The 12,629-nt window shown below is 63.1% G+C and carries 9 protein-coding genes; 3 read left to right on the top strand and 6 right to left on the bottom strand.

Features of this window, described 5'->3' with window-relative positions; genetic code table 11:
* Nucleotides 1–15 precede the first annotated feature (15 nt).
* On the top strand, nucleotides 16–843 hold the full coding sequence (locus ACTXGA_RS02015) for a transglycosylase SLT domain-containing protein (protein ID WP_443391440.1): 828 nt from the start codon (nucleotides 16–18) through the stop codon (nucleotides 841–843).
* Nucleotides 844–932: 89 nt separating this feature from the next.
* On the opposite strand, the gene ACTXGA_RS02010 is transcribed toward ACTXGA_RS02015, so the two are convergent.
* The 4 genes from ACTXGA_RS02010 to pepN form a co-directional block, all read right to left on the bottom strand.
* On the bottom strand, nucleotides 933–1,796 hold the full coding sequence (locus ACTXGA_RS02010) for a lysophospholipid acyltransferase family protein (RefSeq protein WP_443391439.1): 864 nt from the start codon (nucleotides 1,794–1,796) through the stop codon (nucleotides 933–935).
* Nucleotides 1,797–2,047: 251 nt separating this feature from the next.
* Nucleotides 2,048–2,485 (bottom strand): hypothetical protein, encoded by a 438-nt coding sequence (locus tag ACTXGA_RS02005; RefSeq protein WP_443391438.1) that lies wholly within the window; start codon nucleotides 2,483–2,485, stop codon nucleotides 2,048–2,050.
* Complete coding sequence (locus ACTXGA_RS02000) at nucleotides 2,482–3,225, bottom strand: SDR family oxidoreductase (RefSeq protein WP_443391437.1); 744 nt, start codon at nucleotides 3,223–3,225, stop codon at nucleotides 2,482–2,484. Before ACTXGA_RS02000 ends, ACTXGA_RS02005 begins: the two co-directional genes overlap by 4 nt.
* Before the next feature lie 140 nt (nucleotides 3,226–3,365).
* Entirely contained in the window at nucleotides 3,366–5,918 is a 2,553-nt protein-coding gene (gene pepN / locus ACTXGA_RS01995) for an aminopeptidase N (protein WP_443391436.1), read from the bottom strand.
* A 112-nt stretch (nucleotides 5,919–6,030) separates the two neighbouring features.
* Between pepN and ACTXGA_RS01990 the strand changes: the two genes are divergently transcribed.
* Both ACTXGA_RS01990 and ACTXGA_RS01985 read left to right on the top strand, forming a co-directional pair.
* Nucleotides 6,031–6,225: a hypothetical protein gene (locus ACTXGA_RS01990; protein ID WP_443391435.1), complete on the top strand. Its 195-nt coding sequence runs from the start codon at nucleotides 6,031–6,033 to the stop codon at nucleotides 6,223–6,225.
* Nucleotides 6,226–6,284: 59 nt separating this feature from the next.
* On the top strand, nucleotides 6,285–6,431 hold the full coding sequence (locus ACTXGA_RS01985) for a DUF2256 domain-containing protein (protein WP_443391434.1): 147 nt from the start codon (nucleotides 6,285–6,287) through the stop codon (nucleotides 6,429–6,431).
* Between the two features lie 101 nt (nucleotides 6,432–6,532).
* Here the strand turns inward: ACTXGA_RS01985 and ACTXGA_RS01980 are convergent, their stop codons facing one another.
* Together ACTXGA_RS01980 and ACTXGA_RS01975 are read right to left on the bottom strand one after the other, a co-directional pair.
* Nucleotides 6,533–10,351: an efflux RND transporter permease subunit gene (locus ACTXGA_RS01980; RefSeq protein WP_443391433.1), complete on the bottom strand. Its 3,819-nt coding sequence runs from the start codon at nucleotides 10,349–10,351 to the stop codon at nucleotides 6,533–6,535.
* Nucleotides 10,348–12,291 carry an efflux RND transporter periplasmic adaptor subunit gene (locus ACTXGA_RS01975; protein ID WP_443391432.1) on the bottom strand — a complete coding sequence of 648 codons (1,944 nt, stop codon included), beginning with the start codon at nucleotides 12,289–12,291 and terminating at the stop codon, nucleotides 10,348–10,350. Before ACTXGA_RS01975 ends, ACTXGA_RS01980 begins: the two co-directional genes overlap by 4 nt.
* Nucleotides 12,292–12,629: the final 338 nt, after the last annotated feature.

Genomic DNA, 12,629 nt, shown 5'->3' with positions numbered 1-12,629 from the left:
TTGCGCGGCGAAATGATGAAAATTGCTGCATACATATGCTGCCTTGTGCTGGCTGGTCAGACTGCTCTGGCCGAGACAGAGATCAAGGCCCCGGACCCTGCCGGAGTATTCTCCGCCGATCCGGTCGAAAAGCTGGCCGCCTTGCCCGCTTTGCCCGAGGCCGAACAGATTTCGGCGCTCGCCGTGCCGTCGTCTTTGCGCCCCAAGGCGCGCAAAGCCATCAAGGTGCCCAAGGCGCGCTGGGACAACATCCCCGGCAGCCGCAGCTGGAGCCTTGCGATCCTGTCGGCCCTGCGCGCCCATGCGGATGAATTGCCGGACCTCGTGCCCAAGGATATCGCCAACTATTGCCCGGCCTATCCCACGGCCAGCCGGGCCCAGCGTGAGGCGTTCTGGGTCGGATTGACCTCTGCCCTTGCATGGCACGAAAGCACGCATCGCCCCACAGCGGTGGGCGGAGGCGGACGTTGGTACGGGCTGGTCCAGATCTATCCGCCGACCGCGCGTTTCTACAAATGCAAGGCCAAGAGCGGCTCGGCCCTGACAGATCCGGAGGACAACCTGTCCTGCGCCATGCGGATCATGGCGGTGACCGTCCCGCGGGACAACGTCATCAGCCGCGGGATGCGCGGTGTGGCGGCGGACTGGGGGCCGTTCCATTCGCGCCGCAAGCGCGAGGACATCATGAACTGGACGCGTGAGCAGAGCTACTGCAAGGGAATGTCCAGTTCGTTGCGTCCGATTGCACGACCCGAAGTGTTTGGTCCGGACAGCATCCTGCCGCAATCCCGTCCGCAACTGGACGCAGGCGATCCGGTGACCTTCCCGAAAACGGAAGGCTGATCGCTTTTGATCTCTCCACGCTGGTGAAGCGCGGGGAGATCATCGTTTTATCTAAGATATTCTGGACAGCGGGGCGGTTGCCTCTGCGATCACGCCTTGAGCCAGCTTGGACGCCGGGTGGCATCGACCAGTGACACCGCCGGGGCCTTTGGTCCCCCAAGGGCAAGCGTCGCCTTGCGCAGCATCTCGATGCCATCTTCGCTTTTGGCGGGCAGAGCGGTCGGCGAAATCGGCTCACCGATGGTGATGCGGAATGGCTGTCGCGCCTTGTTCAAAGTCTCGTAGAACAACGAGATATCCCGCAGCGTCGGGTGCAGCGCATCGAACATGTAGAACATGGCCGAGTTGCGCGCGCGGATGTTCACCGGGATTACCGGCAGTTCCAGCTTGCGCGCGATCATGGCCGCACTGGCCATCCAAGGCCGCTCATGCAGGCTCAGCCAGCGTCGTTTGGCCAGACGGCCCGACGGGAAAATGACACCCAGACGGCCCTTGTCCACCGCGTTGCGGCAATAGGCCATCGTCTCACGCGTCTTGGCATGGCTGCGCTTTTCCTTGCGCCATTCCACAGGGCAGACGATGTCTTCCAGCTGAGGCAGCACGCGGCTGACGTCCTTGTTGGCAAAGAAATAGGTGTCCGGTCGGATCTGACCCAGCGCACTGTAAAGGATGACGCCGTCGGCCAGTCCGGTGGGGTGGTTCGACACGATCAGGGCCGGACCGTTGCGGGGGATGTTTTCCAGGCCGATGACCTCGACGTCCTTGGCCACCAATCCGCCCAGCAGTCGAAACCCATCCTGCGCGCTGAGGTGATCCAGCTGGTTTGCCACTTCCAACGTGTGGTCGTACTGCAGCAGCCGTTCCAAAACGGTCCGCGCAAGACGGACACCTGCATTGTCGCGCGAGAACCAAGGGGCGCGCTCTTCGATCAGCGGATCAATGCGGTCTTTCATTCCAGCCCCAAGATCAAAATTTCGTGACACTTCCATGACGGGCGCGCCTTCCTTACCGGCAAGATACACCACTGTTTTACCTGACGCACCTTCAAGAGATAAGGGGTCGGCAAAGCTTTGCCATCAAGAGATGTGTTTTGCTGGTTGTTATTGACGCCGGTTTGGACGGAGATCGACGGCGGATTGTGTATTGAGGCATTCAAGCTGTGCCGTTCTTTCATGTTTGAAATCAAAAATTTGGCAGCGGTTTTTCAACCCCCGAACAAGACGAAATGCGCCCGCTCGGTGGTAATCCCGCGCGCCTCCAGCGCCTCTTGCAAAGTTGGGTGCGGGGGTAGCGCATCCTGCGGCAGAGTGATGCGGCGGCCATCGTCCAGCACCAGACGCACCCTGATCGACAGATCGAGTCGCGTCTCGAACCGCACCTTGGAGAGCCTGGTCAAGGCCACTTCGCCCTCGGCCCGGCCCGACCCCCAGCGCAGCATCCTGTCGTCCAGATGCAGCCACGCGCGCCTTCCGGTGGCGAAGTCCACAAGCGCGGGAAGGCTGACAGCCAAAAGCACCAGAACGACCCAAACCGAGGCGTGAAGGGCAAACCACAGTGTCAGGATCGCCAGCCAGATCAGCATCAGGACAAGGAAGGCGCGAAGCGACCGCCCCGTGGACGCATGCTCCAGCGGTGGGGTCACCGCCCGCCTGCCACGTCCAGGATAGAGCGCGTGACATAAGAGGCGCGGTCCGACAACATCCAGAGGATCGCCTCGGCGCATTCTTCGGCGGTGCCGGCCCGGCCCATTGGGGTCGTATGCGCCAAACGGTCCAGCCGGTCGGGCTCTCCGCCCTTGGCGTGGATCGCGGTTTCGATCAGTCCGGGGCGAATGGCATTCACACGGATGCCTTCGCCGGCCAGTTCATCGGCCAGCCCGATGGTAAAGGTGTCGATGGCGCCCTTGCTGGCGGCATAGTCGACGTATTGATTGGCCGATCCCAGCCGCGCCGCCGCGGACGAAATGTTGACGATGGATCCGCCCATGCCCCAGTCGCGGATCAGGGCCACCGATTGCCGCGCCACCTCGATCGCGCCAAAGACATTGACCGAAAAGACTTTTTCCACCCGCTCCGGGGTCAGATCGGCAATGCCGCCGTGGGGAGAGACGATGCCCGCATTGTTGACCAGACCCACGGGCCCGGGCTTCAACGCGCGGATTTTGCCAAACATCTTTTCGATGGCCTTGGGTTTGGACACATCCGCCTGAAGCAGGTAGGCCTGCGCGCCCATGCTTTCGACCATGGCGGCCGTGGTTTCGGCGCCGTCCTTGTCCTGACCGTAATGCACGACAATCCGCTGCCACCCGGAAAAGGCAGCCATCCGCGCGGTGGCGGCCCCGATTCCGGCGCTGGCCCCGGTCACGATCAACAAGCCGTTCATGCGCGTCCCATTCCCATCAATACGGTGTCCTCGCAGGCTATCCCGGTTTGCGACCGGGCGACAAGCCTGCCTGCTGCCCTGAGAAGGCCAGTTTGCCGGTCAGGCCGGACGTGACCAGAGGCGGGCCTGTAGGCCGCCACTCACCCGTTCAGAATGCGCTCCACCATCTCCGCCGTGTCCCGGCTCAGGTTCGGTTTGTCGCGGATGCGTTCCAACTGGGTCTGCATCAGCGCCTGCCGCCCGCTGTCATAGCGTTTCCACGTCTGGAAAGCGGTGCACATCCGCGCCGTGGTCTGCGGATTCAGGTCGTCCAGACGGATCAGCCAATCGGCCAAGAGCGCATAGCCGGCGCCATCCTTGCGGTGGAACCCGGCATGGGCGCCGATCATCGACCCGAACAGTGCACGAAAGCGGTTGGGGTTCTTCAGGTCGAAATCCGGATGCTGCGTCAGTGCCTCGGCGCGCGGCACCACGTTTTCCGGCGCGGTTGCCCCGACCTGCAGGCCAAACCATTTGTCCATGACAAGACGATCATGTTTCCACTGCGCTTCGAAGGCCTTGAGCGCCTCCTCCTCTTTGCCCGCGCGCACCAATTGCGCCAGCGCGGAAAGCTGCAGCGTCATGTTGTCGGCGCGTGCATATTGCTCGGCCGCCGCCTTGCCGCCGTCCAGTTGCGTGATCAGTGACAGCGCAGAGGTCGCCAGCGCCCGCTTGCCCGCCTGTTCGGCGGTCGGCGCAAAGGCGGCATCGACCCGGCCCTCGGCGGCCAGTTGCGGCAACAGATCGGCCCAGCGTTCGGCCATGACCTGAACCAGCGTTTCCTTGGCCGCGTGGATCGTATCCGGGTCCGGCGTGACACCGCGTTCGAACAGCACCTGCGCGAGTTCCGAATCCGAGGGCCGCCCCATCATCATCGCGCGGAAGGCCGGGTCCAGATCGCGGTCGCGCAAGAGCCGTTCCAGACCATCCAGCCAAGCCTCATCCGGCCCGGCATCCTCACAGATCATCGCGACAAGCGTCTCACGCGACAGCATGAAGGACGATTCCCAGCGGTTGAAGGGATCGGTGTCATGGGCCAACAGGAAGGCCCGCTCCTCGCGGCTGACCTCACGCTCCAGCACCACCGGTGCCGAAAAGCCGCGATTGATCGACGGCACAGGCCTGGAGGCCAACCCCTCAAAGGCAAAGCTTTGCGTCTCTTCGGTGATTTCCAGGATACGCGTCGGCACCACCTCATCGCCGTTGGGGTTCAGCAGACCCACGGCCATCGGGATCACCTGCGGGGCCTTGTCGGGCTGGCCCGGGGTGGGCGGCGTGTGCTGGGTGAAGGTCAGCGTATAGGTGCCGTCTGCCCAATCTTCAGCCACCTTGACCCGGGGCGTGCCGGCCTGTGAATACCACCGCTTGAACTGCGTCAGATCGCGGCCCGTGGCATCCTCGAACACCTTCAGCCAGTCCTCGATGGTGGCGGCGTCGCCGTCATGGCGATCGAAATACAGGTCCAGCGCTTTGGCATAGGCCTGATCCCCCACCAGCGTTTTCAGCATGCCGATCACCTCGGCACCCTTTTCATAGACCGTTGCAGTGTAGAAGTTGTTGATTTCCTGAAAGCTTTCGGGCCGGACCGGATGTGCCAGCGGGCCCTGATCCTCCGGGAACTGGCGACCGCGCAGCATGGCGACGTTGTCGATCCGCGCGACGGGGGCAGAGCGGACATCCGCCGTGAACTGCTGATCGCGGAACACCGTCAGACCCTCTTTCAGACACAGCTGGAACCAGTCACGACAGGTGATGCGGTTGCCGGTCCAGTTGTGGAAATACTCATGCGCGATGATCGCCTCGATCCGTTCGAAATTGGCATCGGTCGAGGTCTCTGGAGAAGCCAGAACACAGGAGGAGTTGAAGATGTTCAGCCCCTTGTTCTCCATCGCGCCCATGTTGAAATCGTCCACGGCGACGATGTTGAACACGCTCAGGTCGTATTCGCGGCCATAGACATCCTCGTCCCACTTCATGGACTTTTTCAGCGCCTCCATGCCAAAGGCGCATTTTCCCTCATCACCCGGGCGCACCCAGATGTTCAGCTTCACCTCCTTGCCGGAGGCGGTGGTGAACTTGTCCGGGTGGTTCACCAGATCGCCGGCGACCAGCGCGAACAGGTAGGCGGGCTTGGGCCAGGGATCGTGCCATTCGGCCCATCCTTCGCCGCGGTCCAGCGAATTGCCGTTGGACAGCAGCACCGGCAGATCGCCTTCGATGCGTACGGTAAAGACGCTCATCACGTCGGGGCGGTCGGGGTAAAAGGTGATCTTGCGAAAACCCTCGGCCTCGCATTGGGTGCAGTACATGCCGCGCGACATGTACAGCCCTTCCAGCGCGGTGTTGTCTTCCGGCGCGATCTCGACCTCGCATTCCCACAGGAACGGTCCCTCCGGTACCGCGCAGCGCAACCCGTCCGCCGACACCTCTGGAGAGACCTCGACACCGTCCACTGCGGCCCGGATCAGCGTCAGATCCTCGCCATGCAAAAAGAACTCCTGCGCGGGCGCATCAGGGTTCGGGGCGAAATGGACTTTCGCCACCACGCGCGTGGCTCTTGGGCTCAGGCGAAAGGTCAAGTGCACATCCTGCACCTGCCAGCCGAAGGGTTTGTAATCCTTGAGGTAAATCGTCTTCGGCGCGGCATCTTTCACGGCGGATCTCCGGGGGCTGAGTGGACGGATGGTTTGGTTGTCATAAGTGTTAGGGCGACGACCGGCCGCCTGCAACCGCAGGGCGCTCGGCAAAGACAGGAAAGGAAACACCATGTCGGCACCCGACACGAATATCGATAAACAACAAAGCCGCCACCGCCCCTCATTGACTGGCATCGGACTGTCCGTCGGCTTCGCGGCGACCCTGCTCGTGGTCTTTCTGGGCTGGGTTTTCGCCCAAGGGCAGGACCCGGATGGCGCGGAGCGTCAGATCGACGGGCGAACGGGCGCCGTGGTGGATAGCTGAATTCCCGGATATGATCCCCGCGTAGCCCGAAAGGACCGTCAGTTGAGCCTCGATACCTGATGCCGCGCGGTGTGAAAAAATCCGATCTTCCGCAAAAGGCCTGCGCCACCTGTGGACGTCCCTTCACGTGGCGCAGGAAATGGGCGCGCAACTGGCACGATGTTCGCTATTGCTCGGAACGGTGCCGTCGCGGGGCCAAGGGATGAGCCGAGGGCTGTTCACTTGTGGGTTCAACAAGCGGAAAACGCGCGCCACAGGCGCGAGTGGATCGGTCCGCGACGGCGAACCGAAACCTGCCTGCCCAACCCTATTCCGCCGCGCGCAGTTCCGGGCTCCGGTCGACATTGGGCGCACTGTCGTCCTCCCAGATGATCTCTGGCGCCTTGACCTGCCGGGCGGCCCGGTTCAATGCCCAGTCCCGCGCCGCACGGCTGCTGCGGCCCAGCGACAGCCGGGCCAGCAGGCGGGCGATCCACAGGACATAGGTGGTGAACCAGACCCGGATCGCCAGCATCGACGGGGTGAAGACCAGCGTCAGAACCGTCGCGATCCCCAAACCAAAGACCACCGCCGTCGCGAGGTTTTTCCACCACAGCGCGGTCGGGCTGTCGATCGAATAGCCGCCGCCGAAGAAGTCCAGCGACAGGCCGAACATCATCGGGGCAAGACCGGCCATCGTGGTGATCGTAGTTAGCAGAACGGGCCGCAGACGGTCCTGTGCCGTGCGCACAATGGCCTCGATCCGGGGCATGTAGCGGGAATAATCCTGATAGGTGTCGATCAGGACGATGTTGTTGTTCACCACGATCCCGGCCAGCGCCACGATCCCCGTCCCGGTCATGATGACGGAAAAATACTGATCCATTACCAGCATCCCGATCAGCACGCCGGTGGTCGACAGGATCACCGCCAGCAGCACCAGTACCGCGTTGTAAAAGCTGTTGAATTGCGCCAGCAGGATGATGAACATCAGGAACAGCGCCCCGGTAAAGGCCGACTGCAGGAAAGCCTGCGATTCTTCCTGATCTTCCTGATCCCCGGTCCATTCCCATTCGATGCCTGCAGGCAAGGGATTGGTTTCCAACCAGGTGGTCAGCGCCTCGATCCGCTCTGTCCCGGTCACGGGAACGACCTTGAGCTTGGAGAAGCCGTCGGTCCCTGCGCGGGCGGTGATGTCGTCAAGGGTCAGGTCGCCCAGCAGGCGGATCTGGTCGAAGTAACGGATGTTCTTGCCCATCAGTTGTTCGAAATGCGCCGCGCGGCCAAAGTCATGACGCCATTCGGCGGCGTCCTCTCCGGCCTCTTCCGGCTCCAGTTCAATCGCGGTCAGCAGTGGCTCGAACTCGGTCACATCTTCGCCATCCGGCCCGGTCCGGGTCACGTCCCAGCCGACCTCGACAAGGCTTTCCTGCACCCCGGCTTTGACGTCAAAAAACCGTTTCTGGTCGATCCGTTCGATTTCGGCCAGCTTGGCCACAGGCTTTCGCGTGATGAAGTTGACCAGCGGCACAAGACCATCGGCGGTGCGTACCTTGAGGCTGTCCAGCGTGGTCAGCACGCGATCTTCTTCTGGCAGACGGACGCGGATCTCGATCTCGTCGTCCGAACCGCCGGGCGTATAGCCGTCCAGCAGCACGCCGCGCGTGACCAGTTGCACCATCGCGCCCACGGTCGCCACGTCTGCGCCATAGCGTCCGGCCTTTTCGACGTCGACGTCGATCTCCCAGTCGATGCCGGGCAGGGGGCGGGTGTCCTCAATCAGCGTCAGACCGGGGGTGGTGTCGAATTTTTCGCGCGCAGTCGTGGCGGCCTGCAACAGGTCGTTCCAGTTGTCGCCCTTCAGACGCAGATGCACCGGCTTGGCGCTGGCGGGTCCTCGAGCCTGGGCAAGGATCTCGATCTCGACACCCGGAATTCGCTCCAGCTTGGCCGTCAGGTCCTCCAGGATCACGTCGCCGTCCAACTGGGCCAGCGGGATGCCGTTCTGGCGGGCATAGGCCGGGCGATCCTCCCATGGGATCGTTTCCAGCTGAACCTGTCCTATAGTGTCCTTGGGGGCCATCGCGCCGCCAGTGTTGTTGTCCAGACCGCCTTCGCCGGCAAAGGAAAAGGCGTTGAGGATGCCGGGATGCGTCAGCACGATCTGCTCGGCCCGCTTTACCAAGGCGTCCTTCTCGGCAAGGCCGAGGTTGCCGCGCGCGCGGACATAGACGATGGCTTGTTCGGGCTCGCTCTCGACAAAAAAATCGACGCCGTTGTTGTTTTCGCCGTAATAGGCAAAGACGTTGATCACGAAAAAGATCACCGCGCCCACGGTCACCAGTGGCATGATCGGATTGCCCGCGATGCCCTTGATGACCCAACCGAACAGGTTGCGCCGGGTTCCGCTTGCGACCTTTCTCGGCGGGCGGCGGATCTCGGCGGCATCCATGACCACAGAGGCGATCACCGCAAACAGCATGAAGATCACGACGCCGGGCAGGCGGGCGGCAAAGCCCTCTGCCTGGGACGGAAACAGGTAGTCGGGGTTCAGCACCATCATGGCGCCGGTGAACAGGCCCAGCAGCGCAACAGGCACCAGCAGGATGCGCAGGCTCCAGTGCAGGCGTGCCCGCAGCCAGTTGCCCGCGCGGCCCACGTTGCGGGAAAAGCGCCCCGAAACACCGCCCATGACCGGCAGGTAAATCAGCGCCACAACCAGCGAGGCGGACAGGACAAAGATCAGCGTGACCGGCAGCATGCCCATGAATTCGCCCGCGACACCGGGCCAGAACAACATGGGAAGAAAGGCGCAAAGCGTGGTCGCGGTAGAGGAGACCACCGGCCAGAACATGCGCTTGGCGGCCTCGACATAGGCGTGCATCGGGCCGGTGCCTTCCGCGATGCGCTTGTCGGCGTATTCCACCACGACGATGGCACCGTCGACCAGCATGCCCACGGCAAGGATCAGGCCGAACATCACGATGTTCGAGATCGTCACCCCCATCAGCGCCAGTAGTACGAAGCACAGCAAGAAAGAGGTCGGGATGGCGAAACCCACCAGCAGGGCAGGGCGCAGTCCCAAAGAGGCCAGCACCACGATCATCACCAGCGCGATGGCCGTCAGGACCGAGCCTTCAAGCTGGCTGACCATGCTGGCCACCTGTCGGCTCTGGTCGTTGGAACTGCCCACGTTCAGAACGGCGCGCAGCTCATCCGGCCATGTTTCCTGCGCTGCGTCGATCACTTCGCGCACCTGCGCGACCGTGTCGATGATGTTGAATCCCTTGCGCTTGACCACCTGCAGCGCGACGGTCTGCTCGCCGTTGAAGCGCGCCGTGCCTTTGCGGTCTTCAAAGGTCAGGTTGATGGTCGACAGATCGCCCAGCGTGACCACCCGGTCGCCGTTCACCTTGACCGGCAGGTTGAACACGTCGCGGGCCTCGTCAAAGCTTGACGGGATCTTCACCGCGAAGGCGCCGGTCTCGGTCTCGACCTCGCCCGCCGCGATCAGTTGGTTGTTGTTCCGGACGACCGCGATCAGCTCGCTTGCCGTGACGTTGTAAGCCTCCAGTCGCAGGGGATCTATCAGCACCTCCAGCATCTCGTCTCGGTTCCCGGCGATCCCGGCCTCCAGTACGGACTCCAACGCCTCGACACGGTCCTGCAGGTCCTTGGCCACCTTGTTCAGGGTGCGTTCCGGCACCGGGCCGGACAGGTTGATGATCAGGATCGGGAATTCGGAAAAGTTGATCTCGTTGATGCTGTACTGTTCGGCGCCGTCGGGGAAATCGGCCTCTGCGTTGTTCATGCCGTCGCGCACATCGGCGATGATCTTCGTCTTGTCCCAGCCAAACTCGAATTCCAGCGACAGACCCGCATAGCCTTCGGCAGCCGTGGCGGTCATCTTCTTGAGGCCGTCAAGGTCGCTCAGCTCGCTTTCCATCGGCTTGACCAACAGCTTTTCGGCGTCAGAGGCCGAAATGCCGGGGAAGGGGACAGAAACGAAAAGAGCCGGGATTTCGATATCCGGCTCACCTTCCTTGGGCAGCGAAACATAGGCATAGGCCCCCGCTGCAAGGCTGAGCACGATAAAGGCCAGGATCATCCGCGCGCGGGCGGCGGCCCAGTCGATTACCCCGGTCATTGGATGACATCCTCATAACTGGGCACAACCGTCACGCCGTTGGTGACATATTCTTGGCCCACGGTGATCACGTCCAGCGTGTCGGGCAGCCCTGTGACCCAGACCCCGTCACGGGTGTCGCGCAGGATGGCGACGTTCATCCACTGGACCGCATCGTCCTTGGTCACGGTGCGTACGCCCAGCTTGCCCTCGTCGTTCAAAGTCAGCGTGGATGAAGACAGCAGGTGCGCCTTGGCGCCTTCGGCCTCGATGGCGATCTCGGCGGTTTCGCCATCGCGGATCGACAGGTCGCTGTTGTCGACGGTCAGTTCAACGGCAAAGGTTCGGGTCGTCGGATCAGAACTGCGCGATACGAAGGTGACCTTGCCCACCACCTCGCGCCCGTTGGTCAGCCGCGCGGCGGCCCGCGCGCCCAGTTCCACCCGCGCCACATCGGTTTCCGGCACATAGCCGACGATCTTGATCGGATTGATCTGGATGACTGTCGCGCAGGCCGATCCCGGTTGCATCAGGGTGCCCAGTTCGGCTGTATCGGTTTCCAGCAACCCGGCAAAGGGCGCGTGGATTTTCAGTCTTTCGATTTCCTTTTGCGCGGTGGCGACGGCGGCCTCCGATGCCTGGATGGCGCTGAGCGCGCTTTGCTCTCCGGTCTTGGCGGATTGGACGCTCGCCAGCGCGCCTTCCAGTTGTGATCTGACGGAAATGACGGCGGCCTTGGCCCCTTCGACGCCGGACAGGGCAGAGGCGACGGCGGCCTTGGCGCCCTCCAGCTGGCTTTCCGCCGATTGCACGCCCGCCAGCGCGTTCTGGATTTGCGCCTTGGCCGAGATCACGCCCGCCTTGGCATTGCGGATCCCGCTTTCCGCAGCCTGAACCGCCGCTTTGGCGGAGGCGATCTGGCTCTTGGCGGTTTCGACTGCGGCCTTCGCACCTTCAAGCTGTGATTTCGCCGCCTCGATCCCGGCTGCAGCCGATTTCAGGCCCAGTTGCGCGGTTTGAACGGCGGTCAGGGCCGCTTCGTTGGCGGCCTCGGCCGCGGCCAACCGTGTCTGGGCGGCGAACCCGTCGCGTGCCAGTTCCTGTGCGGCGCGCAGGTTGATTTCGGCCTCCCGGACCTGTGCCTGCGCCTGCTTCAGACGCGCCTCTGCCTCGGGGACGCGGGCTTCGGCCTCTGCCAGCCCGGCGGCGGCCGCGGGAATACCTGCCTCGGCTTCTTTCAAACGCGCCTCTGCGGCGGGAACGCCTGCCTTGGCCTCGGCCAGCTTGGCTTCGGCTTCGGGGACGCGCGCCTCTGCTTCCTCAAGCCGGGCTTCGTATTCTGGGATGCGGGCCTTGGCCTCGGATAGGCGCGCCTCCGCCGCCGGAACGCCGGCCCGGGCCTCTGCCAGTTGCGCCTCGGCGGCGGGCACCGCGGCCTCGGCCTCCAGAATGCGCGCACGGGCGGCGGGCACCGCGGCCTCGGCCTCGGCTAGCCGGGCCTTCGCCTCTGGCAGGCTTGCCTTTGATTCCGTCAGCCGGGCAAGCGCTTCCTGCAGGGACACCTGCCGGGTGCCCGGATCGATTTCGCAAAGCAGTTGCCCCGCCGCCACCATCGCGCCCTTGCGCAAAGGCTCCGACGAAATCTTGCCCGAGGTTTCGGACATGACACTGACCTGCCGGACGGCCTCTGTCTCTCCTCGCAGGATCACGGCGCTGTCGACCACCTGTGCCACCGAACGGCGCGCCATCACGCGCACGGCACCTTCGGGCAGGACGTCGACCGCCAGAGCCGCAGGGGCCGGATCAGCGGCGGGATCGGGCGCATCTGTCGGCTCGGCCCCGTCGTCGCTGCCGTTCAAGGGGGCCGGGGCCATGTCCCGCGCGAATTGCAACAGGCTGTCACGTTCCATCACAAGGGCATAAAGCACGGCCGCCACAAGGCACGCGGTCAAGATCGACATGATGCGCATCGTCTGTCAGTCCTTCTTGCGCCAACCCTTGGACCGGCGCGAAATTTCAAAAAGCTCTTTCAGCAGCAGCCGCATGTTCCCCCAAGGACACGTTGCAAGACGCCTGAACCGTACTGTTCAGTTTTATGCCGTCAAGGCGCGCGCTTCAACCACAGCCCTCCGAAATGCAAGTCAAGCAGCCGGTTTTTGGTCAAATCATCGCGAATTTCGGACATTTTTCCCGCTCATGCAAAGAACCGCCCGTTCGACAGGCAGGCGCAGGATGCAACCGTTCCCGCCTTGGCACCCGCAGGCGGGACATGTAAGAGAGAGAAAATCTAGATGGATGG

The organism is Antarctobacter jejuensis, from assembly GCF_052266595.1.
In the GTDB taxonomy this organism is placed as follows: domain Bacteria; phylum Pseudomonadota; class Alphaproteobacteria; order Rhodobacterales; family Rhodobacteraceae; genus Antarctobacter; species Antarctobacter jejuensis.
This window is presented reverse-complemented; position numbering and strand designations above follow the sequence as displayed.

Excerpts from the sequence above, each read along its gene's own strand:
- ACTXGA_RS02015 (WP_443391440.1), top strand. The coding sequence starts at position 16 with ATGAAAATTGCTGCATACATATGCTGCCTTGTGCTGGCTGGTCAGACT.
- ACTXGA_RS02010 (WP_443391439.1), bottom strand. The coding sequence starts at position 1,796 with ATGAAAGACCGCATTGATCCGCTGATCGAAGAGCGCGCCCCTTGGTTC.
- ACTXGA_RS02000 (WP_443391437.1), bottom strand. The coding sequence starts at position 3,225 with ATGAACGGCTTGTTGATCGTGACCGGGGCCAGCGCCGGAATCGGGGCC.
- ACTXGA_RS01990 (WP_443391435.1), top strand. The coding sequence starts at position 6,031 with ATGTCGGCACCCGACACGAATATCGATAAACAACAAAGCCGCCACCGC.
- ACTXGA_RS01985 (WP_443391434.1), top strand. The coding sequence starts at position 6,285 with ATGCCGCGCGGTGTGAAAAAATCCGATCTTCCGCAAAAGGCCTGCGCC.
- ACTXGA_RS01980 (WP_443391433.1), bottom strand. The coding sequence starts at position 10,351 with ATGACCGGGGTAATCGACTGGGCCGCCGCCCGCGCGCGGATGATCCTG.
- ACTXGA_RS01975 (WP_443391432.1), bottom strand. The coding sequence starts at position 12,291 with ATGTCGATCTTGACCGCGTGCCTTGTGGCGGCCGTGCTTTATGCCCTT.